This is a genomic window from Variovorax sp. AC194 (assembly GCF_979257995.1).
Genome location: NZ_OZ409823.1, coordinates 5,800,231 through 5,823,476, shown reverse-complemented (window position 1 = coordinate 5,823,476; position 23,246 = coordinate 5,800,231). Strand labels below are relative to the sequence as shown.

Annotated in this window: 17 protein-coding genes and 2 pseudogenes; 9 read left to right on the top strand and 10 right to left on the bottom strand. The window is 64.6% G+C overall.

Annotation, left to right across the window (positions count from 1 at the left end):
- Position 1 precedes the first annotated feature (1 nt).
- The 5 genes from ACZYRS_RS27615 (at position 2) to ACZYRS_RS27595 (ending at position 6,417) form a co-directional block, all read left to right on the top strand.
- The gene (locus ACZYRS_RS27615) at positions 2-1,522 is read left to right on the top strand and encodes a sugar ABC transporter ATP-binding protein (protein WP_463421753.1); all 1,521 of its coding nucleotides are present in this window, start codon (positions 2-4) and stop codon (positions 1,520-1,522) included.
- A 115-nt stretch (positions 1,523-1,637) separates the two neighbouring features.
- On the top strand, positions 1,638-2,672 hold the full coding sequence (locus tag ACZYRS_RS27610; RefSeq protein ID WP_463421752.1) for an ABC transporter permease: 1,035 nt from the start codon (positions 1,638-1,640) through the stop codon (positions 2,670-2,672).
- Positions 2,669-3,703, top strand: coding sequence for a galactofuranose ABC transporter, permease protein YjfF (yjfF, locus tag ACZYRS_RS27605; protein WP_463421751.1), 1,035 nt, complete (start codon positions 2,669-2,671; stop codon positions 3,701-3,703). Before ACZYRS_RS27610 ends, yjfF begins: the two co-directional genes overlap by 4 nt.
- Before the next feature lie 37 nt (positions 3,704-3,740).
- Positions 3,741-5,489, top strand: coding sequence for an IlvD/Edd family dehydratase (locus ACZYRS_RS27600; protein WP_198787892.1), 1,749 nt, complete (start codon positions 3,741-3,743; stop codon positions 5,487-5,489).
- Positions 5,490-5,499: 10 nt separating this feature from the next.
- Positions 5,500-6,417, top strand: a complete 918-nt coding sequence (locus ACZYRS_RS27595; RefSeq protein ID WP_198787891.1) for a dihydrodipicolinate synthase family protein — start codon at positions 5,500-5,502, stop codon at positions 6,415-6,417.
- Between the two features lie 52 nt (positions 6,418-6,469).
- Here ACZYRS_RS27595 and ACZYRS_RS27590 read toward each other — a convergent pair.
- Positions 6,470-7,333: pseudogene (locus ACZYRS_RS27590) on the bottom strand (LysR family transcriptional regulator); the annotation flags it as partial.
- A gap of 119 nt (positions 7,334-7,452) precedes the next feature.
- Between ACZYRS_RS27590 and ACZYRS_RS27585 the strand changes: the two are divergent.
- The gene (locus ACZYRS_RS27585; RefSeq protein WP_463421750.1) at positions 7,453-8,232 is read left to right on the top strand and encodes an SDR family NAD(P)-dependent oxidoreductase; all 780 of its coding nucleotides are present in this window, start codon (positions 7,453-7,455) and stop codon (positions 8,230-8,232) included.
- A 15-nt stretch (positions 8,233-8,247) separates the two neighbouring features.
- On the opposite strand, the gene ACZYRS_RS27580 is transcribed toward ACZYRS_RS27585, so the two are convergent.
- The 5 genes from ACZYRS_RS27580 to ACZYRS_RS27560 form a co-directional block, all read right to left on the bottom strand.
- Positions 8,248-8,502 (bottom strand): hypothetical protein, encoded by a 255-nt coding sequence (locus ACZYRS_RS27580; protein WP_042580210.1) that lies wholly within the window; start codon positions 8,500-8,502, stop codon positions 8,248-8,250.
- Between the two features lie 129 nt (positions 8,503-8,631).
- Positions 8,632-9,153 carry a hypothetical protein gene (locus tag ACZYRS_RS27575; RefSeq protein ID WP_463421749.1) on the bottom strand — a complete coding sequence of 174 codons (522 nt, stop codon included), beginning with the start codon at positions 9,151-9,153 and terminating at the stop codon, positions 8,632-8,634.
- 31 nt (positions 9,154-9,184) lie between these two features.
- Positions 9,185-9,595: a hypothetical protein gene (locus ACZYRS_RS27570; protein ID WP_093439454.1), complete on the bottom strand. Its 411-nt coding sequence runs from the start codon at positions 9,593-9,595 to the stop codon at positions 9,185-9,187.
- Positions 9,596-9,752: 157 nt separating this feature from the next.
- Positions 9,753-12,320: a cyanophycin synthetase gene (gene cphA, locus ACZYRS_RS27565; RefSeq protein ID WP_198787888.1), complete on the bottom strand. Its 2,568-nt coding sequence runs from the start codon at positions 12,318-12,320 to the stop codon at positions 9,753-9,755.
- Between the two features lie 42 nt (positions 12,321-12,362).
- Positions 12,363-14,600 (bottom strand): cyanophycin synthetase, encoded by a 2,238-nt coding sequence (locus ACZYRS_RS27560; RefSeq protein ID WP_463421748.1) that lies wholly within the window; start codon positions 14,598-14,600, stop codon positions 12,363-12,365.
- A gap of 139 nt (positions 14,601-14,739) precedes the next feature.
- On the opposite strand from ACZYRS_RS27560, the gene ACZYRS_RS27555 reads away from it, so the two are divergent.
- Positions 14,740-17,013 (top strand): cyanophycin metabolism-associated ABC transporter, encoded by a 2,274-nt coding sequence (locus ACZYRS_RS27555; RefSeq protein WP_463421747.1) that lies wholly within the window; start codon positions 14,740-14,742, stop codon positions 17,011-17,013.
- On the top strand, positions 17,010-17,501 hold the full coding sequence (locus ACZYRS_RS27550) for a cyanophycin metabolism-associated DUF1854 family protein (protein ID WP_463421746.1): 492 nt from the start codon (positions 17,010-17,012) through the stop codon (positions 17,499-17,501). Before ACZYRS_RS27555 ends, ACZYRS_RS27550 begins: the two co-directional genes overlap by 4 nt.
- 136 nt (positions 17,502-17,637) lie before the next feature.
- On the opposite strand, the gene ACZYRS_RS27545 is transcribed toward ACZYRS_RS27550, so the two are convergent.
- Genes ACZYRS_RS27545 through ACZYRS_RS27535 form a run of 3 tightly spaced genes read right to left on the bottom strand, consistent with a single transcriptional unit; the run spans position 17,638 to position 21,550 of the window.
- Positions 17,638-19,338: an ATP-binding cassette domain-containing protein gene (locus tag ACZYRS_RS27545; protein WP_463421745.1), complete on the bottom strand. Its 1,701-nt coding sequence runs from the start codon at positions 19,336-19,338 to the stop codon at positions 17,638-17,640.
- Positions 19,335-20,057, bottom strand: a complete 723-nt coding sequence (locus ACZYRS_RS27540; RefSeq protein ID WP_463421744.1) for a lasso peptide biosynthesis B2 protein — start codon at positions 20,055-20,057, stop codon at positions 19,335-19,337. The genes ACZYRS_RS27545 and ACZYRS_RS27540 overlap by 4 nt, the downstream gene beginning before the upstream one ends.
- Positions 20,054-21,550 (bottom strand): asparagine synthase-related protein, encoded by a 1,497-nt coding sequence (locus tag ACZYRS_RS27535; protein WP_463421743.1) that lies wholly within the window; start codon positions 21,548-21,550, stop codon positions 20,054-20,056. Before ACZYRS_RS27535 ends, ACZYRS_RS27540 begins: the two co-directional genes overlap by 4 nt.
- 372 nt (positions 21,551-21,922) lie before the next feature.
- Between ACZYRS_RS27535 and ACZYRS_RS27530 the strand changes: the two are divergent.
- Positions 21,923-22,060: pseudogene (locus tag ACZYRS_RS27530) on the top strand (DUF1854 domain-containing protein); the annotation flags it as partial.
- 13 nt (positions 22,061-22,073) lie between these two features.
- Here the strand turns inward: ACZYRS_RS27530 and ACZYRS_RS27525 are convergent.
- Positions 22,074-23,216: an acyltransferase family protein gene (locus ACZYRS_RS27525; RefSeq protein ID WP_463421742.1), complete on the bottom strand. Its 1,143-nt coding sequence runs from the start codon at positions 23,214-23,216 to the stop codon at positions 22,074-22,076.
- Positions 23,217-23,246: the final 30 nt, after the last annotated feature.

The window sequence follows — 23,246 nt, the reverse complement described above, 5'->3', positions numbered from 1 at the left end:
CATGACCGGCAGCAGCGTCACCCCCGTGCTGGAACTGCGGGGCATCCACAAGCAGTTCGGCGGCATCTCCGTGCTCAACGACGTGCAGCTGAAGCTCTACCCGGGCGAGGTCCATGCGCTGATGGGGCAGAACGGCGCGGGCAAGTCCACGCTCATCAAGGTGCTGACGGGCGTGCTGCCTTCGAGCGGCGGCGAGATGTTCCTGGGTGGCCAGGCCATCCGGCCCGGCTCGCCGCTGGAGGCGCAGAAGCTGGGCATCAGCACGGTCTACCAGGAAGTGAACCTGTGCCCGAACCTCTCGGTGGCGGAGAACGTGTTCGCGGGGCGTTATCCGCGCTGCGGCGCGCTGCAGGGCTTTCGCATCGACTGGGCGGCGGTGAATCGCCGGGCGGAGGAATTGCTCGCGCGCATCGGGCTCGACATCGACGTGACGCGCCTGCTGTCGAGCTACTCGGTCGCGGTGCAGCAGATGGTGGCGATCGCGCGGGCGCTCGGTGTGTCGTCGAAGGTGTTGATCCTCGATGAGCCCACATCGAGCCTCGATGACGACGAAGTCGAGAAGCTGTTCGAGGTGCTTCGGCGGTTGCGCGGCGAAGGGCTCGCGATCGTTTTCGTGACGCACTTTCTCAATCAGATGTACGCGGTGTCGGACCGCATCACGGTGCTGCGCAACGGCAACTGGGTGGGCGAATGGAAGGCTGCGGACCTCGGCCCGCAGGCGTTGATCGCCGCGATGCTGGGGCGCGAATTGGCGGCCCAATCCGCGCGGCCTGCGGCACTGCCGGCGTTCGATGAAGCCGCGCCCGCCTTGCTGCAGACCGAAGGACTGGGCCAGGCGGGGCAGTTGCAGGCGACCGATCTGCGCGTGCGTGCCGGCGAAGTCGTCGGCATCGCGGGGCTCTTGGGCGCGGGGCGCACCGAGCTTGCGCGCCTGCTGTTCGGGCTCGAATCGCCGGACCGTGGTGTGTTGAAGGTCGATGGCCGCGCCGTCAGCTTCTCGAACCCGGCCGATGCGATTCGCGAAGGTCTCGCGCTGTGCCCCGAAGAACGCAAGACCGATGGCATCGTGGCCGAGCTGTCGGTGCGCGAGAACATCGCGCTCGCATTGCAGGCCCGGCTCGGCACGCGGAAATTTCTTTCGCACGCGGAGCAGACCGCGATGGCCGAGCGCTTCGTCGCGTCGCTGGGCATCAAGACGGCGAGCGTCGAAACGCCCATTGGCCTCCTCTCGGGCGGCAACCAGCAGAAGGCCATGATCGCGCGCTGGCTCGCGACCGAGCCGCGCCTCCTGATCCTGGACGAGCCCACGCGCGGCATCGACGTCGCGGCCAAGCAGGAGATCATGGAAGAGATCCTGCGGCTCGCGCGCGCGGGCATGGCGGTGATCTTCATCTCGTCGGAGATGAGCGAGGTGGTGCGCGTTGCGCACCGCATCGTGGTGCTGCGCGACCGGCAGAAGGTGGGCGAACTGCCGGGCGGTTCGACCGAGGACGAGGTCTACGAAATGATCGCTGCAACATGACTCTCCCCCAGTCTTCGCGCACTTCGTGTCGCTTCGCCAACCCCCTTCCGGGGGCGACACCTGCGGCCCGGCAAAGCCGGTTCCGCGGTGTCTCCCGCATCGAGAGCACGCCGACATGAACCGCCTCTCGTCCCTCATGAGCCACCGCCTCGCCTGGCCCATCGTCACGCTGCTGCTCCTGCTCGCGATCAACACCGCGTTCAATGGGAGCTTCCTGCACCTCGAATGGCGGGACGGCCACCTCTACGGCAGCCTCATCGACATCCTGAACCGCGCGGCGCCGCTGGTGCTGGTCTCGCTCGGCATGACGCTGGTGATCGCCACGCGCGGCATCGACATCTCGGTGGGCGCGGTGGTGGCGATTGCGGCGGCGGTCGCGGCCTGGATGATCGGCGGCTCGGTCTCCAGCGACGTGAGCCGCTTCCCGATGTCGCTGGCGATCCTCGCGGCCATCGGTGTTGCACTGCTGTGCGGCCTCTGGAACGGGTTGCTGGTCGCCAAGGTCGGCATGCAGCCGATCATCGCGACGCTGATCCTCATGGTGGCGGGGCGCGGCATCGCGCAGCTCGTCGCGGACGGGCAGATCATCACGATCTACTACAAGCCCTTCTTCTTCCTCGGCAGCGGCTATCTGCTGGGGCTGCCGTTCTCGCTGTTCATCGTGGCGACGGTGTTCGTGTTGCTGTATCTCGCGATCACGCGCACGGCGCTCGGGCTCTTCATCCAGGCGGTGGGCATCAACCCGACGGCTGCGCGTGTCGCGGGCATCCAGGCGCGGCGGCTTGTGGTTGGCGCGTATGCGTTCTGCGGTGCTTGCGCCGGTGTGGCGGGCCTCCTGATCAGCTCGAACGTGAAGAGCGCGGACGGCAACAACGCGGGCCAGTTGCTGGAGCTCGATGCGATCCTCGCGGTCACGCTGGGCGGCACGGCGCTGACCGGCGGACGCTTCAGCCTCATGGGCAGCGTGATCGGCGCGCTCATCATCCAGACGCTGACCTATGCGATCTATTCGCTGGGCGTGCCGCCCGAGATCAATCTCGTGGTGAAGGCGGTGGTGGTGTTCGTGGTGATGCTGCTGCAGTCGCCGGAGTTCAGGGCGCAGGTGCGGTCGCTGGTGCAGCGGCCGGCGCATGAAGGGGGACGGGCATGAGCGCGGTGATCGAGACGAACGCTGCACCCTCACCCCAGCCCTCTCCCGCGCACGGGAGAGGGGGCAAGAGGGGGCTCAATCCGAAGTACCTGCCGCTGACCGCAACCATCTCGCTGTTCATGCTGATGGCGACGCTGGGCTCGGTGTTCTACGACGGGTTCTTCTCGGCGCAGGTGTTCCTCAACCTGCTGATCGACAACGCCTTCCTGATCGTCGTCGCGGTCGGCATGACCTTCGTGATTCTCTCGGGCGGCATCGACCTGTCGGTGGGCTCGGTGATCGCGCTCACGACGATGGTGTCGGCCTCGCTGGTCGAGAAGCACGGGTGGAGCCCGGCGATCGTGATTCCGCTGGTGCTGTTGATGGGCACTGCCTTCGGCGCGTTCATGGGACTGCTCATCGAGCGCTTCCGGCTGCAGCCGTTCATCGTCACGCTCGCGGGCATGTTTCTCGCGCGCGGTCTCTGCTATCTCATCAGCATCGACTCGATCAGCATCACCAACGCGTTCTATTCGGAGGTCTCGCAGATCCGCATTCCGATCTGGGGCGAGGCCTCGGTCTCGATCAGCGCGGTGATCGCCATCGTGGTGCTGCTGGCCGCGGTGTTCATCGCGCACTGCACGCCCTTCGGCCGCGCGGTGTACGCCATCGGCGGCAGCGAGCACTCGGCCATGCTGATGGGCCTGCCGGTGCGCCGCACGCTCGTGGGCGTGTACACGCTCTCGGGTTTCTGCTCGGCGCTCGCGGGCGTGATCTTCACCTTCTACATGCTCTCGGGCTACGGCCTGCATGCGCTCGGGCTGGAGCTCGACGCGATCGCGGCGGTGGTGATCGGCGGCACGCTGCTCACCGGCGGCGTGGGCTACGTGGCGGGCACGCTCTTCGGCGTGCTGATGCTCGGGATCATCCAGACGCTGATTTCCTTCGACGGCACGCTGAGCTCGTGGTGGACGCGCATCGTCGTGGGCGCGCTGCTCTTCGTGTTCTGCCTGCTGCAGCGCTTCTTCACCTCGCGCGCACCGCGGCGCTGACGCTCTTTTCTTTTTTTTCTCTCAGGATATTTCTCGCATGCCGGACACCCCTCCGAAGAAACTGCGCTCGACCGAATGGTTCGGCTCGGCCGACAAGAACGGCTTCATGTACCGCAGCTGGATGAAGAACCAGGGCATTCCGGACCACGAGTTCGACGGCCGGCCGATCGTGGGCATCTGCAACACCTGGTCGGAGCTCACGCCGTGCAACGCGCACTTTCGCAAGATCGCGGAGCATGTGAAGCGCGGCATCTCGGAGGCGGGTGGTTTTCCGGTGGAGTTTCCGGTGTTCTCCAACGGCGAGTCGAACCTGCGGCCGACCGCGATGCTCACGCGCAATCTTGCGAGCATGGACGTGGAAGAGGCCATCCGCGGCAACCCGGTCGATGCGGTGGTACTGCTCACGGGCTGCGACAAGACCACACCGGCGCTCCTGATGGGCGCGGCGAGCTGCGACATTCCCGCCATCGTGGTGACGGGCGGGCCGATGCTCAACGGCAAGCTCGACGGCAAGGACATCGGCTCGGGCACGGCCGTGTGGCAGCTGCACGAATCGCTGAAGGCGGGCGAGATCAACCTGCACCAGTTCCTCTCTGCCGAGGGCGGCATGTCGCGTTCGGCGGGCACCTGCAACACGATGGGCACCGCCTCGACGATGGCCTGCATGGCCGAGGCGCTGGGCACCTCGCTGCCGCACAACGCGGCAATTCCGGCGGTCGATGCGCGGCGCTACGTGCTCGCGCAGATGTCGGGCATGCGCGCGGTGCAGATGGCCAAGGAGGGGCTCACGCTCTCGAAGATCCTCACGCGCGAGGCGTTCGAGAACGCGATCCGCGTGAACGCGGCGATCGGCGGGTCGACCAACGCGGTGATCCACCTGAAGGCGATCGCCGGCCGCATCGGCGTCGATCTCGAACTGGAAGACTGGACGCGCATCGGCAGCCACACGCCGACCATCGTGGACCTGATGCCCTCGGGGCGCTTCCTGATGGAAGAGTTCTATTACGCGGGTGGGCTGCCCGCGGTGCTGCGCCGCCTCGGCGAGAACGGCCTGCTGCCGCATCCGGGTGCGCTCACGGTCAACGGCCACTCGATCTGGGACAACGTGCGTGAGGCGCCAAGCTTGAACGACGAGGTGATCCGTCCGCTCGACAAGCCGCTGATCGCCGACGGCGGCATCCGCATCCTGCGCGGCAATCTCTCGCCGCGCGGCGCGGTGCTCAAGCCTTCGGCCGCATCGCCCGAACTGCTCAAGCACCGCGGCCGCGCCGTGGTGTTCGAGAACCTGGAGCACTACAAGGAGCGCATCGTCGACGAGTCGTTGGACATCGATGCGAGCTCGGTGATGGTGCTCAAGAACTGCGGCCCCAAGGGCTATCCCGGCATGGCCGAGGTGGGCAACATGGGGCTGCCGCCGAAGCTGCTGCGCCAGGGCGTGAAAGACATGGTGCGGATTTCGGACGCACGCATGAGCGGCACGGCGTACGGCACGGTGGTGCTGCATGTCGCGCCCGAGGCTGCCGACGGCGGGCCGCTCGCGGCCGTGCGCGATGGCGACTGGATCGAGCTCGATTGCGATGCGGGGCGCCTGCACCTGGACATCAGCGATGAAGAGCTCGCATCGCGCCTCGCGTCGTTGTCCGCATCCGATGCGCAGCCGATGAGCACGCGCGGCGGTGGTTACCAGAAGCTCTATGTGAACCACGTGCTGCAGGCCGATGAAGGCTGCGACTTCGACTTCCTGGTGGGCTGCAGAGGCGCCGCCGTTCCCCGCCATTCACACTGAATCACAGACCATGACCCCCAGATACCGCGGCATCTTCCCGGTGGTGCCGACCACCTTCACCGAACAGGGCGCGCTCGACCTGGAAAGCCAGAAGCGCTGCGTCGATTTCATGATCGACGCGGGCTCCGATGGCCTCTGCATCCTCGCGAATTTCTCGGAGCAGTTCGTGCTGTCGGACGAGGAGCGCGAAGTGCTCACGCGCACGATGCTCGAACATGTGAACGGCCGGGTGCCGGTGATCGTGACCACCACGCACTACAGCACCAAGGTCTGCGCCGAGCGCAGCCGCCGCGCGCAGGACATGGGCGCCGCGATGCTGATGGTGATGCCGCCGTACCACGGCGCGACCTTCCGCGTGCCGGAGCCGCAGATCCACGAGTTCTATGCGCGGCTCTCGGATGCGGTGGGCATTCCGATCATGGTCCAGGACGCGCCCGCGAGCGGCACGGTGCTGTCGGCGCCGTTCCTCGCGCGCATGGCCAAGGAGATCGAGCACGTCGCGTATTTCAAGATCGAGACCGCGAACGCGGCGGCGAAACTGCGTGAATTGATTCGCCTCGGCGGTGACGCCATCGAAGGCCCGTGGGATGGCGAAGAGGCCATCACGCTGATGCCCGACCTCGACGCCGGCGCGACTGGTTCGATGACCGGCGGCGGCTATCCCGACGGCATCCGCCCGATCATCGAGGCGCACCGCGCGGGCGACCGCGACAAGGCCTTCGCGCTGTACCAGCAGTGGCTGCCGCTCATCAACTACGAGAACCGGCAGGCGGGCCTCCTGGCCTGCAAGTCGCTCATGAAGGAGGGCGGCGTGATCGCTTGCGAGGCGCCGCGGCATCCGCTGCCGGCGATGCACCCCGCGACGCGCGCCGGGCTGATCGAGACGGCGAAGCGACTCGATCCGCTGGTGCTGCGCTGGGGGAAATAGTCAAGTTGCTGTCCTCGACGAAGTAGGGCGCGAGGAGTCCGGCGAGCCAGTTCATCACCGCGAGCACGCGCGGCGCGAGCTGGCGCCGGTTGACGTACACCAGCGACACCGGCATCGGGCGCGCGGTGAACGCCGGCATCACCTGCACGAGCGAGCCTTCCGCAAAGCAGGGCGCGAGGCCGCCGACCGGCGCCTGGATCAGCCCGAGGCCCGCGATCGCCGCGGCGTTGTAGGCGTCGGTGCCGTTCACCGTGACGATGGAGCGCATCGCCTGCATCCGGTAGCGGCCCTGGGCCGCGTCGAAGTATTCCCAGCCCGCGTCGTTCGGCGAGAGCGTCTGCGCGAAGTGCACGATGCGGTGCTGCGCGAGGTCGGCCAGCGTCTGCGGCGTGCCGTGCGCCTGCAGGTAGGCGGGGCTGGCGGCATTGGCCATGCGCATGAAACCGAGCGGCCGCGCGACCAGTTCGGAATCGCCCAGCACGCCCACGCGCAGCACGCAGTCGAAGCCTTCGTTCACGAGATCGACGCGGCGGTCGGTGGTGCTGATGCCGATCTCCAGCGCGGGATGCCGCGCGAGGAATTCGGGCAGGCGCGGAATGACGAGGTCGCGCGCCACGGTGGCCGGCAGGTCGATGCGCAGGCGCCCCGTGAGGCCGCCGGTGTTCGAACGGAACATGGTGGCCAGCTGCTCGCCTTCGGCCAGGTAGTCCTTGCAGCGGTCGAGGAAGCGCGCGCCGTCTTCCGTGAGGCGCACGCTGCGCGTGGTGCGCTGCAGGAGCCGCGTGCCCAGGCGCTCTTCGAGTTGCTGCACGGCCACCGAGACGCGCGCGCGGGTCAGGCCGAGCTGGTCCGCGGCGCGGCTGAAGCTGGCGAGCTCGGCCACCTTGGAGAAGATGCGCAGTTCGTCGGTGGTCATGACGGCGGATTGTTTCGTTCCTGGATAACAGTGTGCCTAGTTTGGCGGAATTTATCTTTCTGCCGGTAATTTTTAAAGTCCTCCCATCGATCCACCGATCCACCACCGAGGACTTTGAAATGACCGCTTCCACCACCTCCAACCCGTCCCGCATCGCACTCATCACCGGCGGCAGCCGGGGCCTGGGCCGCAGCGCCGCGCTGTCGCTCGCCGCCGATGGCGTCGATGTGATCCTGACCTACGTGTCGAACGAAGCCAGCGCGCGGGCGGTGGTGTCGGAGATCGAGGCGAAAGGGCGCCGCGCCGTCGCGCTGCAACTGGACGTCGGCGACAGCAAGGCCTTCGCCGCGTTCGCCGAATCGGTGAAGGCGGCGCTCGCGGCCACCTGGCAGCGCGAGCGCTTCGACTTCCTGGTGAACAACGCGGGCGTCGGCCTGCACGTGAACTTCGAGGACATGACCGAAGCGCAGTTCGACACGCTCTACAACATCCACTTCAAGGGCACGTACTTCCTCACGCAGAAGCTGCTGCCGCTGATCAACGACGGTGGGCGCATCGTCAACGTGTCGACGGGGCTCACGCGCTTCGCCATGGAGGGCGCTTCGGCCTATGCCGCGATGAAGGGCGCCGTGGAAGTGCTGACGCGCTATCTCGCCAAGGAACTGGGCAAACGCGGCATCGCGGCGAACACGATCGCACCGGGCGCGATCGAGACCGACTTCAGCGGCGGCATGGTGCGCGACAACGCGCAGGTGAACGCGATGGTCGCGGGCTTCACCGCGCTCGGACGCGCGGGCAAGCCCGACGACATCGGCGGTGCGATCGCGGGCTTGCTCGGGGAGGGGAGTCGCTGGGTGAATGCCCAGCGCATCGAGGTGTCGGGCGGGATGCTGGTCTGAGCGACGCGTCCGCGCTCAGCTTTTTTCGAGTTCGGTGACTTGCAGGGACAGGTCGAACAGCTTGGACTTGCTGGCGTAGTAGCGGTCCAGGCGCCATTCCTTCAGGATGTCCATGGCGAGCTCGAAGCTCTTGTAGTCCAGGCTGTAGAGGGTGACCAGCTCGAAGCTGCGTTCGGACTCCAGGGCCAACACGAGCTGGGCCAGGATCTTGGCCGATTCGTTGGCCGGGTCCGTTTCTATGAATCGGCGAGCGACCTTGATGGCATTCATGGGAAAGAGTTCCTCGGTGGGCAGGGACCGAGAACTATAGCTAGCACGACTGTGTGTTTTATGACAGTCGTGTGACAAGCAAGGGCATCGCCGTCCCGCCGTGCAGGACGGGCGGCGGAGCCTTCGCAATCAGCGCAGAGGGGCCGGCATCGGTGCAGGACGCGGTGGCGGCATCATCGGGGCGGGCACCCGCTCCGCGGGCATCGGCACCAGGATCGGCGCCGGTGCGCGCTCCGCAGGCATCGGCATCGGCATCGGCATCGGCGCAGGCATCACGACGGTGGTGACCGATTCGCGGATCACGCCGCCGCCCATCACGCTGCCTTCGACGCTGGCGCTGGTGTTGCCCGCGCCGCCGAGCACGCGGGCTTCGCAGTCCCTGCGGTCACCGGGCGACTGCTGAAGGCCGCAGCGTGCGAGCGCGTTGGCGCGGTAGTCCGGCGCGCCGGTCAGGCCGCCACGTGCGGCTTCCTGGCGGGCGGCGCCGGCTTCGCGGATGCAGGCCGCGCGGTCTTGCTGGTTGTGGCCGCAGACCGAAAGCTCTTGCTGGTAGATGCCGCCGCGGCCGCTTTGCGCGGTGGCCAGGGTGGCGCTGGCCATGCCGCCAACGGCGAGCAGGGCGAGGACGATCGAACGGGTATTGCTTTTCATGATGTGCTCCTTGGCGTAGTCAGTCAGCAAATCAACGTGCCGGCGCAGGCTGCGCGGGCAAAGGCGTCACGGTTTCGCGAATGACGCCGCCGCCCATCACGCTGCCTTCGGTGGTGGTGCGGGCGCCGCCCTTGATGCGGGCTTCGCATTCGGCCTGGTCGGCCGCGGGCTGCTCGGCGCAGCGTGCCAGCGAATTGACCTGGCCTCGCGCCGGGCTCGGCGTGGTGAGACCGGCGCGGCCGGCTTCCTGCTTCGCGGCACCGGCTTCGCGCAGGCACGCCGCGCGGTCTTGCTGCACGCCGTCGCAGGTCGCACGTTCTTGCTGCATGCGGACGCTGGACCCGGGCGCCTGTGCGCTGGCCGTCTGTGCGCCGAAGACGATGAAGCCGCTGGCGGCGAAGAGGGCCGTGGCGGAAAGAAGGGAACGAACTGTTGTTGTCATGCGGGCTCCTGGTTGGGGCGCGTCCTCCAGGACCAGGAGGTGCGCGACCGGAGCCACAGTGTGGTGCCCGTCGGGGGCCGGGCCGTGTGGGACAGCCCCGTTCACCGGGCGGGCCGGACGCGCCCCTGTTTGTGGGACACGTCCGTCAACCCGGGTCTCAGCCTGCTGCGATGCGTTGCGCCAAGTGAGCGAGCGCTTCCTCGACCTGGTCGACGAGGATCAGAGACAGGTCGCCCGGCTGCAGGCGGGCCAGCGCTGCATCGATCGCCACGAATTCGCCGCGGATTTCGTCGATCTGGCGCGTGCGCGCCGCGCCCTGCAGGCCCTGGCGCAGCAGCGCCATCACCTCGCCGTCGGCACGGCCCCTTTGCGCCGCGTCCTGGTACAGGATCACGTCGTCGAAGGCTTCGCCGAGGATCGCCGTCTGATCGCGGATGTCCGAATCGCGCCGGTCGCCCGCGCCGCTGATCACCACCGAGCGCTTGTTGGCCGGCATCGTGTCCACGGCCGAGACCAGCGCGCGCATGGCGTCGGTGTTGTGGCCGTAGTCGGCGATCACGGTGGCGCCGCGGTAGTCCATGACGTTGAAGCGCCCGGGCACGCCGGCCGCGTCGTTCATGAAGCTCGCCAGGCCGCTGCGGATGGTGTCCCAGTCCAGGCCCACGGCCCAGGCCGCGGCCACCGAGGCCATCACGTTGTCGACCTGGAAGCCGATGGTGCCGTTGCGCGTGATCGGCACGTCGCGCAGCGCGATGCGCTCGCGCCACGAGCCTTCGGCGGCCACCAGCGTGTCCTGGTCGACGTACACGGTGCGCTTGCCCTGCGCGCGGTGCGTGGCCATCACCGGGTGCATGCGGTCGGCGGTGAAGAAGATCACGTGGCCGGGGCAGCCGGCGGCCATCGCGGCCACGTTCACGTCGGCCGCGTTGAGCACCGCGTAGCCGTCGGCGGCCACGTTGCGCACGATCACGCGCTTCAACACCGCGAGGTCTTCGACGGTGGTGATGTAGTTCAAGCCCAGGTGGTCGCCGCTGCCGATGTTGGTGACCACGGCCACCTGGCAGCGGTCGAAACCGAGGCCCTCGCGCAGCACGCCGCCGCGGGCCACTTCGAACACGGCCGCATCGACGTCGGGGTGCATCAGCACGTTGCGCGCGCTCTTGGGGCCGCTGCAGTCGCCGCTGTCGGTCTGCCGGCCATCGACGTACACGCCGTCGGTGTTGGTCATGCCGGTGCGCAGGCCGCTGGAGGCGAGCAGGTGATTGATGAGGCGCGCAGTCGTCGTCTTGCCGTTGGTGCCGGTGACCGCGACCACGGGAATGCGGCCGTCGTCGCCGTGCGAAAACATCGTGTCCATGACCGCCTCGCCGACCGCGCGGCCGCGGCCGAACGAGGGCGAGATGTGCATGCGAAGGCCCGGCGCGGCGTTCACTTCGACCACGCCGCCGTGCTGCTCCTCGAGCGGGCGCAGCACGTTCTCGCAGACCATGTCGACGCCGCAGATGTGCAGGCCCACCATCTGCGCCGCATCGACCGCGCGCGCGGCCACTTCGGGGTGCACGGTGTCGGTCACGTCGGTGGCGGTGCCGCCGGTGGAGAGGTTCGCGTTGTTGCGCAGCACCACGCGCTGGCCGCGCTCGGGCACGCTGTCGGGCGTGAGGCCCTGCGATTCGAGCCGGCCGATGGCGATGTCGTCCAGGCGGATCTTGGTGAGCGAAGTGGCGTGGCCCTCGCCGCGGCGCGGGTCGAGGTTCACGGTGTCCACCAGCTGGCGCACGGTGAGCTGGCCGTCGCCGATCACCTGCGGCGGATCGCGCCGCGCGGCGGCCACGAGCCGGTCGCCCACCACCAGCAGGCGGAAGTCGAAGCCCGGCAGGAATTTCTCGACCATCACTTCGCCGTAGACGGCGGCCGAGTCGTAGGCCGAGGTCAGCTGCTCCTTCGTGGTGATGTTGACGGTGACGCCCTTGCCCTGGTTGCCGTCCTGCGGCTTCACCACGACCGGCAGGCCGATTTCCCCGGCCGCCACCCAGCCGTCTTCAGCGCTCGCGACGGGGCGGCCCAGCGGCACCGGCACGCCGGCGGCGTTGAGCAGTTGCTTGGTCAGCTCCTTGTCCTGGGCGATGGCTTCGGCCACGCCGCTGGTGCTGTCGACTTCGGCCGCCTGGATGCGGCGCTGCTTGGAGCCCCAGCCGAACTGCACGAGGCTCCCGCTCGTGAGGCGCCGGTATGGAATGCCGCGCGCAACGGCCGCATCGACGATGGAGCCGGTGCTCGGGCCCAGGCGCTCGGACTCGTCCAGGTCGCGCAGGTCGGTGATGGCGGCGGTGGCGTCGAAGGGCGTGTCGGCGAGCGCCGCGGCGATCAGTTCATCGGCCAGCTCGATCGCGCGGCGGCCCACGGCCTCTTCGCTGTACTGGAAGACGACCTGGTAGACGCCTTCTTCCACCGTCGGCGAGGTGTGGCCGAAATTGACGGCGCAGCCGGCCTGCGCCTGCAGCGCCACGGCGGCGTTCTCCAGCACGTGGGCGAGCGCCAGCGGCTGGCCCAGCACCATCGGGTGCAGCTCGCCGATGGTCGGGAAGCGGGCGCGCAGGCGCGCCTCGAAACCGGCGAGCTTGCTGATGGCGTTTTCATCGCCTTCGCAGGCCACGACCGCCTCGATGGCGGTGTGGCGGCTCCAGAGATTGGGCCCGCGAAGGGCTCGGATGCGGGTGACTTTCATGGGGCTACGACAGCTTGCGTTCTGGCGAGAGGCGCAGGGGCCTCAAGCGAATTGGGGTTGAATGGGCTGGGTCTGCGACAGCTGGAGCGAAGCCAGCGCCGCCTGCAGGTCGGCTTCGAAAGCCTCCACGCCGGCGCCGATCAGGTTCAGCGGAATGCCCATGGCCCAGGCGGCGGCCACGGCGGCCAGCAGGCTTTCGAGGGTCACGCCGGCATGCGTGGCGCGCCAGATCGCGAGGCGCCCCAGGCCCGGCAGGAACGATTCGCTGCTGCCGTTGGCCAGCACCACGCGGTCCTGCCGCACGAGCACGGCCTTGCCGCCGGTGCTCTGGTGCGCGGTGAGCGCGGCGGCCTGCGGGTCGGCCGAATACAGGATGACCGCGCCGTCGCACAGCGGCGCGAGGCCGGCCACGCGCGCATCGGCCGCGTTCAGCACGGCCGTGCCTTCGCCCAGCACCACGTCGACCTGCGTGCGCAGCACCTTGACCATCTGGTCGCTCTCGGTGATGTCGTAGTCGGCGAGTGCCTCGGCGCCTTCCAGGTCGGTCACGATACCGACTTCGCAACGGTCGTAGGCCAGGCCGTCGCGCAGGATGGTCTCGGCGCCGTTCTCGATCACCACGGCCTGCACGGCGCGGTTCACGAGCAGGCGGTGGCCGGCTTCCCAGTTGGCGCTGTTGCGCGCATCGACGCGGCGGCGTTCCAGGAACAGGCCGTCGCGGCAGGCCAGGCCCGTGTGGCGCCCGCCCAGGTTGATGAGCCAGGCGACCAGGCGCGCGAGCACCGCGGTGTCCTGCGAGCCGGCCACGCCGACCACGGGAATGCGGCCGGGCGCGTCGTTGGGGAACAGGTGGTCGCAGATCGCGCGGCCCACCGGGCGCGGCGAGCCGACGGCCGGCTTCAGGTGCATGAGAAGACCCGGGCCGGCGTTGACTTCGACGATCGCGCCGCGCTGCGGGCCGAGCGGCTTGGAGATGTCCTGCGCCACGAGGTCGATGCCCGCGATGTCCAGGCCCACGACGCGCGCGGCCAGCACGGCGGCGTGCGCGACTTCGGGGTGGACCTGGTCGGTGCAGTCGTTGGCCATGTTGCCGTTGCGCTGGATCGTGACCACGCGGCCGGCGGCCGGCACGGCGGCGCCGTCCAGTTCCTGGCGCTTGAGCTCGAGCTGCAGCTTGGCGTCGGTGGCCAGCACGATCAGGTCGAGCGGGTACTCCTCTTCGGCGCCGCGGCGCGGGTCGCTGTTGAGCTGCTTTTCGATGAGCTCGGCCACGCTCGACTTGCCGTCGCCGGTCACGGTGATGATCTCGCCGCGTGCGGCCGCCACCACTTCGCCGCCCACCACCAGGAGGCGGTGTTCGTGGCCGCGGATGAAGCGCTCGACCATCACGTCGCTGCCTTCGGGCTCGGCGACCGCGAAGGCGGCCATGACTTCTTCGCGCGTCGTCAGCTCGAGCGACACGCCGCGGCCGTGGTTGGCGTCCGAGGGTTTCACCACCACCGGCAGGCCGATGTCCTCGGTGGCTTCCCAGGCTTCTTCGGCGCTGGCGACGATCTGGCCTTCGGGCACGGGCACGCCGCAGCTGGCGAGCAGGGACTTGGTCAGCTCCTTGTCGCTGGCGATCGATTCGCCGATGGCGCTGGTGTAGTCGGTCTCGGCGGTCCAGATGCGCTGCTGGTTGGCGCCGTAGCCCAGTTGCACGAGGTTGCCGCTATTGAGGCGCATGTGCGGGATGCCGCGGTCGGTGGCCGCGGCCACGATGGCGGCGGTGCTCGGGCCGAGGTAGCAGTCTTCGACCTTGGCCTTGACGGCATCGACGGCCTTTTGCACTTCGGCGGCGGTGAACGGGTCGTTGTTGATCGCGGCCATCAAGAGGCGATGGCCCTCGGCCAGCGCCACCCGGGCGACCTGCTCGTCGCGCGCCCGGAACACCATGCGGTAGACGCCGTGCTCCGAGGTGCTACGGGTTTGCCCGAATCCGGTCGGCATGCCGGCCAGGTTCAAAAGTTCGATCACGACGTGTTCCAGCACGTGGCCCGACCAGGTGCCTTCGGTCAGCCGCTGGATGAAGCCGCCGCGCTCGCCCACGCCGCAGTGGTGCTCGATGAGCGCCGGGAGCAGGGCCGTGAGGCGGTCGGTGAAACCGTCGATCTTGTTGGAGGGGAAGTCTTCCAGTTGGCCCAGATCGAGCCAGACTTCGAGCACCGGACGGTAGGTCCAGAGGTTGGGACCGCGCAAATAGTTGATGCGCAGCAGGCGGATGTCGTCGAAACGGGTCATGAAAACGTTCGATGTGCTTTGGCCGAGCACCACGGCGCCTTCAAGCGCGCCCATGGTGATCAGTCAGAATCGGCGCCCGACAAAGGACGCCATGACGCGGTCCCTGCGGCCCGCGACGGGCAAGAGTCAAAGAAACACAATGCAACATCACGATCCAGTCGGCACCCGGGAGGGCGAAATCGAGGCGGCTTCAGGCGCGCTGAAAAACCGGCTCGCAGTCGCGGAAAACGTTCTGGTAACACTCGCGGTTGACCTTGATTACGAACTTCGTTTCGCTTCCGGCCTAGTTGCCCTGACTGACCAGCGCCTGATTGCGCTGGAACCGGGCGGCCAATGGCGTGAGTGGCCACTCACAGAACCCGCGCTTCAATTGCTGCTGGCCGACCATTCAGGCGTCGGCACGCTCGACCTGACCGGCCCCGACGGCCGCCTGGCGCGCTGGCGCTACACCCTCGGCAGCCAGGCCAACGCACTGCGCCTCCTCAAGCTGTTCGGCCAGCGCGCGGCCGGTGTCACGGAAGCGACACCCGAAGCCGCCGACGGCGAGGAGCCGGCCGACACCGAGCTGCAGACCCCGCCTTCGACCTGGGTGCTGCTGCGCCTGGGCCGTTTCGCCAAGCCGTACCGCAAACAGCTCTTTGCAGGGTTTTTCCTGACCCTGCTCTCGACCGCCGCCACGCTGGTGCCGCCCTACCTGACCATCCCGCTGATGGACGACATCCTGATCCCGTTCCAGAACGGCAAGGAGATCGATCCGGGCCGCGTGGGCCTTTATCTCGGCGGCCTGCTCGGCGCGGCGCTCCTGGGCTGGGGCCTGGGCTGGGCGCGCACCTACCTCCTGGCGCTGGTGTCCGAGCGCATCGGCGCGGACCTGCGCACCAGCACCTACGAGCACCTCCTGACCCTGCCGCTGGACTATTTCGGCGGCAAGCGCACCGGCGACCTGATGTCGCGCATCGGCTCGGAAACCGACCGCATCAACGTCTTCCTGTCGCTGCACGCGCTCGATTTCGCCAACGACGTGCTGATGATCGTCATGACGGCGGCCATCCTGATCTCCATCAACCCGCTGCTGGCGGTGGTCACGCTGGTGCCGCTGCCCTTCATCGCCTGGATGATCCACGTGGTGCGAGACCGCCTGCGCACCGGCTTCGAGAAGATCGATCGCGTGTGGTCCGAGGTGACCAACGTGCTGGCCGACACCATTCCCGGCATCCGCGTGGTCAAGGCCTTCGCGCAGGAGCGCCGCGAAGCCGATCGCTTTCGCACCGCCAACGCCTACAACCTGCAGGTGAACGACAAGCTCAACCGCACCTGGTCGGTGTTCACGCCGACCGTGTCGCTCTTGACCGAAATCGGCCTGCTCGTGGTGTGGGGCTTCGGCATCTGGCAGGTTTCGCGCGGCAGCATCACGGTGGGTGTGCTCACCGCCTTCATCGCCTACATCGGCCGTTTCTACACGCGCATGGATTCGATGAGCCGCATCGTCTCGGTCACGCAGAAGGCCGCGGCCGGCGCCAAGCGCATCTTCGACATCCTGGACCACGTGAGCAACGTGCCCGAGCCGGCGAACCCGGTGAAGGTGGAGCGCGTGCAAGGGCGCATCGAGATGAGCGGCCTGGGTTTTCGCTACGGCTCGCGCGCGGTGATCCACGACCTCGATCTGGTGATCGAGCCCGGCGAGATGATCGGCCTCGTGGGCCACAGCGGCTCGGGCAAGAGCACGCTGGTGAACCTGATCTGCCGCTTCTACGACGTGACCGACGGCGCCATCAAGGTGGACGGCACCGACATCCGCCGCTTCGCTGTGGCCGACTACCGGCGCCACGTGGGGCTGGTGCTGCAGGAGCCGTTTCTCTTCTTCGGCACCATCGCGCAGAACATCGCCTACGGCAAGCCCGACGCCACGCGCGAAGAGGTGGTGGCCGCCGCCCGCGCCGCGCATGCGCACGACTTCATCCTGCGCCTGCCGCACGGCTACGACTCGCTGGTCGGCGAGCGCGGCCAGGGGCTCTCGGGCGGCGAGCGCCAGCGCATCAGCATTGCGCGGGCGTTGCTGATCGATCCGCGCATCCTGATCCTGGACGAGGCCACCTCGGCGGTGGACACCGAAACCGAGAAGGAAATCCAGAAGGCGCTGGACAACCTCGTGCAGGGCCGCACCACCATCGCCATCGCGCACCGCCTCTCGACGCTGCGCAAGGCCGACCGGCTCGTGGTCATGGACCGCGGCGAGGTCGTGGAGGTCGGGCCGCACGACGCGCTCATGGCCAGGCAGGGCGCCTACTGGCGGCTCTACCAGGCGCAGCTGCGCCAGGGCGACGACGACGCGAGCGAAGGCGCGGCCGACGAGCGCGCCGGCGCCCAGTTGCCGCTCATCAGCCACGCGGCACATCCGGCAGGCGACGCATGACCCCCGACAACACCATCACCACCACCTTCGCCTTCGCCCTGGCGCGCGACGCTTTCGGCCGCCTCGTGCTGACCGACGCGCAGGGCGAGCACCACGTGGGCATCACGCCCGTGCGCGCCTTTCCGCTCACGGCGCCCGGCGAGGGCATTTCGCTGGTCGGCGGCGACGGCCGCGAGCTGGTCTGGATCGACCGCGTGGAGACGCTGCCGTCGCCGACCCGGGCGCTGCTCGAAGAAGAACTGGCGGTGCGCGACTTCGCGCCCACGCTGCTGAAGCTGCACAAGGTCTCCAGCTTCGGCGTGCCCAGCACCTGGACCGTGAGCACCGACCGCGGCGACACCAGCTTCGTGCTCAAGGCCGAGGAAGACATCCGCCGGCTCGAAGGCGGCGCGCTGTTGATTGCGAGCGCGCACGGCGTGCAGTTCCGCATTCCCGATGCGAAGGCGCTGGACCGGCCCTCGCGCAAGCTGCTCGAGCGCTTTCTCTAGGCGTCCGTACGCAGAGACCGGCGGCATGCGTGGCCGGCGTGGCCATTCCGAGCCGCGGCCGTCATCGCGCCCGGTCCTGTCGTTTGAATGTCGCGTGATGGATTTCCAGGCGGCACTTTGCCGATCTCGAATCGGGTCAACGCGCCGCATACGGCGCAAGCCTCAGCACTTCGTCGGCCATCGCCACGATGTCCTCGTCATGCGTAATCACAATCAGCGTCGAGACATTCGCGGCAACGTATTGAATGATCTTTTTTGCCAAATCCTTGTCCAGAAAAGCGGTTGGCTCATCGAGTATCAAAATACGTTTGCCACGAAGCAGCGCCCTGCCGATCGACAACCGCTGTCTTTCCCCACCACTGAGTGCGCGACCTCCAACACCCAATCTCTCACCGAGATTCATCACGTTCATTGTCTCGGTGAAACTGCCGGAATAATCCAGCGCAGCAAGTAATTCCTGCATTTTTTGATCCGACGGAGGCTCGGTGCATCCGTATGCAAGATTGAAGCGGAGAGAGTCATTGAAGATGTGAGTTGCCTGAGGCGCAATCGAAACTTTCTCCAGAACGGTGAGGGTCGATTCAACATTGACCTCGACGCCATAAAATTCGATATGTCCCTTGCAAACGGGAAGAAGTCCAAGCATCGAATTGATCAAAGTGGTTTTTCCAAAACCGGATGGTGCCGATATGACGACAAATCGATCTTCGTAAAGACGGTACGACAGGTCGGAAAAAAGCAATCGATCGGCAGAGGCGAGGCTGACACCGTGCAGAGCAAAGACGACCTGACCATTTTTTGGTGTCGCCGGGTCCCTTTCCGTGATTTTCTGATTGGAAAATCGTTCTGGCCTGATGTATTTCACGCCCAGATCCAATGCGACCTGATGCCGCTTCAATTCTATGAAGGCGCCGGACAGCAATCGCAACTGCATCGTCAGCATACCCACGTACCCGGAAATCATGACGAAATCGCCGCTGGTGAATTTAGCAGCACCGTTCAAATTGACCGAATACGCGGTGAACACACCCAGCGCAACGCCGATGGCCAATGCCTGGCAGCCGAGATATGTTCCCATTCGAAGATTGGAACGCCAGATGGCTCGCGCCGCTTCATTCAGATGAGTGTCGAGTAGTTTTTCTTCCCTGGTCGATGCGTTGTTCACCCGGATATCGAAAAGTGCACCCAGTCGCTCGACCACGAACGCCTGCACCTTGTTTTGCGTTTGATAGATCCTCAGGTGAACGTCTCCATTTTTCAACGCGATAACGTACGAAATGATCGCCAATGCCGCGATGCATGCGCCAAAAAGAAATGCAAACTTGGCGCCAATGGCTCGATAAATTATTCCCATTGAAAAGAAAAATTCGAAGAGGATTGGGATGATTGTCCAAAATACCGCTGTCGTGACGGCTCCGAAACTGACAGCGGCGCGCGAAATATCCTGCGCCACCACGCCTGGATCAATCGTTCTCTGCGATGCATGCGAATAGGAAAATACATGCTGTATCAGGGTTTTGTGAAGCGCCGCGTCGGATCTGGCCAAGACTCCGGCCGAAAAAATTCCCTTGACGTTTTGGAGAACGCTAGCAAGCGTCCAGCAAATTGCATACGCAGAAGCGTATAAATAAAATTCTGATTTCTGCTCCTTTCCCACTTCGTTGGCCGCCTGCCGAAGCAAAAAAGGTGCATAGGATGCGATCGCGGCCACCAGCAGAAAAAGTGCTGAAATGAATAAAAAATGAAAAATAAACCGAGAATAGCCGGACGAAACGAGCCTGAATGTCGTTGCATAGTTTTTCAGGGAAGACCGGCCATCCTGCAGATCTTTTGTCATAGGATCAATCTAGGTTCGATTTTCAATATCGTTGGCATTGCGGTTGCCAAAGTGGGGTCATCTGCAATCACGCGGCCGTCAATTTCTATCCATGCGTGCGCCAAAAAATCGTATCGCTGTACACCCACTTTGAATGTGGTTCTGATGTTTGCAAGGCTTGCATAGGCATACAAGGCCAACGACGATTCAAGGCATTGAATCTTGCAGGGAAATTTCAGGCCGGCGCGATAAACTGCCGCAGCCATTTCCATGATTCTCCTGCTGTCAGCGGCAGAAGACTTCTCCTCTTTGGGTGAGGCTTTTACTGTCAATCGCCGTGCCAATTTCACGGTGGATCCGAATCCAAATACCGTGATCCAGATTTTGGTGCAGCTTATCAACAGCAGAGCCACTATATATTTGGCTTTCCCATAAACGCCGCTTCGATAATTTCCGACGTTTGCCCAAACATGATTTCCAATGCCGTGCTGTCGGCTCGGAAAAATGTTGATGCATTGGGGTTTCCGTCGCGACGCGATCAGCCCTGTCGATCTGCACTTCAACAATGTTTCGCTTGTTTTTCCACTGACGAGGCTGGAGAGCAATTGTTCGCTGTCGCTCACGTCAAGCAAAAGGTATTTGTCGTTTTTTTCGTCGAGCAATATAAACTCGCCGGCGATCAAAATATGATGGACATGGTCTGCGAACGTAAAATATTCCGCTTCTGGTGGGGCCATCATCGTGCGCGCATCATCAATTCAAAACAGATAATTTTCAACAGAATTTGATTGAATCCACCATAGCCCTGTGCGGACGCCTCAATCTTTTTCATGATGTTTTGGGTGTTTATTATTTGCCTGTTGGCAAGCATTCCATTGGCGATGATCTCGAAGATTTCTCTTTTCTTCATCTTCAAAGCCTGCTGAAATGCTCCCGTGATATGCCCTTTGACGCTTTTTGAAGGCGAGCCCGACTTGGCGAAACTGTTCATCGAATTTCGAAAAGGAATTCTGGTTCTATTTCTATCGAAAAAAGCCATTGGGTGAGCGTTCCAGACGGTGGCAATGATTTCCGGAGAGGTGAATGGCGTCGCAAGCAGCGTTTGTCTATCAAGCGGTGCAGTCGAATTTTGATAAATAGCTTGCTCTATCAATTCCTTGTGGATTTTTTTCGCACCTCGATTTTTTCCCTCTTCGTGTGGCCAGGCAAACGCTTCGAGTGCTTCTTGAGTAAAAAAGAACTCCATTTGCCTAGATGCATTTTCGCGTCGAAGCCATTTTCTTTTTAACAGGCGTAGATAATTTTCCCCGTAGAGAGAAGTCAGGCTTCCAAAAACCGACATCACGGATTTCAAGCCTCCTTGCCGATACGCATCGAATACGATTTCGAGCGGAACGGGATCCAGGTAGAGATGGTCCCCGCCATGACCATTCAACGCCAATGTGCCCGGGCCGAATTGTTCCAGTACATGTGAATTGAATATCTTCCGGAAACGATGGAACGCGATCGATGTGCTTACGTTGGGGGTCAGCTCGGTTTTTGCCGGCGGCTCGAAGATGTGCTTCGGGTCGATATCCAGGATTAAATGGGGAATGCCAAGCGCGTTGGTGAAATTGCGTGCCGCAATCAAATCCTCGTGTGCACTACCGCCGTCATAAGTCCACGTTGCTGCCGATACGGGGTACTGGCCGATGGACCTCGCCGCCAACAAAAGGCCCATGGAATCACATCCGCCAGAGAAATTGACATTGATGGAAGTTACAGCCCCGATGTTGGCGCGCCGCTTGATTTCGTTGGAAAGAAGATCCATAGGGTCGAGCATCGCGTCATGAAGATTCAGTTCTTCTTCTATTTGACTCGTTACTTCAATTTCAAAAATGCCACGCGGTGCCCTGACATGGAGAGCCGATCCAGGGGGGACGCATTTGACTTTTTTCCAAAGCGTCTCATGCCCGTAACGCTCGTTCTCTATGATGCTTCTTATGGCAAATGAGTAGTCAATCTCCGGAGATTCGGATTCGATCAGATCGGAAATTCGATCTGAAATAACTACCTGTTCCGGGTTCGAAAGTGCAAAAAATGCGCGCGCCGCGTGAAGAGGGTTTTTCACCACAACCAGCGCTCCTGATGCGCTGGCTATTTCTCCTTGCCAGGGTTGTTTCCTTTCTTCGATTTCTTTTGATGCCTCATGCCGGACCTGTAGCCCTTCTTCTTCATGAATGGTGATTTTCATTGGCTGCAAAATAAAAGCACAACACCTTGCGGTGTTGTGCGATTTGGGGCAACTACACCATTACCACTGCCGACCCAGGATGGACTCTGTGTTCATGTACACAGACCAACTGCCCTCGATGATTGCTCCGCCTCCGACACCGTTGGTCACTCGACTCGCACGAAGGGTATGAAAACTTGCCTCGTGATTCTTTTGTAGAAAAATATCGGCGAAAAATGATTTGATGGCTTGCATTTGAGTTATTCCCTTGAAAGCGAGCACACGCCCGCGAAATAACTATAGGCAGAGGCGAAGATGTACTTCAATACTCTCATGGCCTCCATTCAATACTTCCATCGCTTCAATTAATAACAATTGCAAAATGAAGAGTAATTGCAAGCCGAGGAAGACATCCGCCGGCTCGAAGGCGGCGCGCTCTTGATCGCGAGCGCGCACGGCGTGCAGTTCCGCATTCCCGATGCGAAGACACTCGACCGGCCTTCGCGCAAGCTGCTCGAGCGCTTTCTCTAGGCCGAAGCCTGGGTCAGAGCGGGCTGCGGCTCCTGGCCGGGTGCAGCGCCGCGGCGGCGTCGCAGCCCGGCAGCGGCGTCTTCAAAAGGGCCGCCTGCTTCACCGCCCGGGCCCAGCGGTGGCCCCAGTCGGTGATCGGCTTCTCGAACCAGCGGTAGAGCTGGTCGGAGAGCACCAGCGCCACGACGAACGAAAGAAAAAGCAGCGTGCCGCCCACGATGGTGGGGCCCGGCAGCATCGCGATCACCGCGTGCGCGGCGGTGTACTGCACCAGGTACATCGCATACGAGCGGTGCCCGGCGAACACCAGCGGCTTCGATGCCAGCGCCCGGGCGACCCAGGTGCGGGCGGCGAGCAGGGCCGGGATCAGCATCGCAATCAGCAGGCTGTACACCGCGAGGGCCGACGCATCGCCGATGCGCCCGGCGATCACCGGAAAGCGCCGGTGCACCACCAGCAGCGCCAGCACGAGCGCGATGGCCACGCCATGCGTCATGAGGCAGCGAACCCACCCGAAGGTGCGGCGCGAATTCATCAGGATGGCCAGCCCCGAGCCGAACAGCATGCCCACGTAGTTCTGCGCAAGCAACAGCCTCCACTGGAAATCGCCGATGGCGACCATGGCCAGCGCCGCGAGGCAGAAGCCGACGGTCGCCAGGCCCGAGCGCAGCGTGGTGCCGAAGACCACGAGCAGCGCGGGCCAGAGGAGGTAGTACTTCCACTCCACGCCCAGCGTCCAGGTCATGTGCAGGGGCGCCATGTCGGCCAGCTCGTTGAGGAGGGCGAGGTAGTACGGCGTGGCCGCCTTCATCTGCTCCCAGGTGCCGTCTTGCGCGAGGCGGCTCAGGCCCAGCACCGCCAGAAAGACCAGAAGGTAGAGCGGCAGCAGCCGGGTGGCGCGGCGGATGTAGAAGGCCTTGAGCGAGATGCGGCCGGTGCTGTCGCGCTCGCGCAGCAGCAGCGTGGTGATCAGGAAGCCGGAGAGGACGAAGAAGGCGTGGACGCCGAGCCAGCCCGAGAAGCGCGTCCAGCCGATGCCGCCGAAATGGTCACTGAAGACGAGGAAGACGGAGACGGCCCGCAGGCCATCGAGTGCGGCGAAATTGCGTGTGCCCTGAAAGTCTTCGAAGCTGATCGCGGTACCGCGCTCGCCCATCTTGTTGTCCCCTGCATCGTTGGTGCAGGA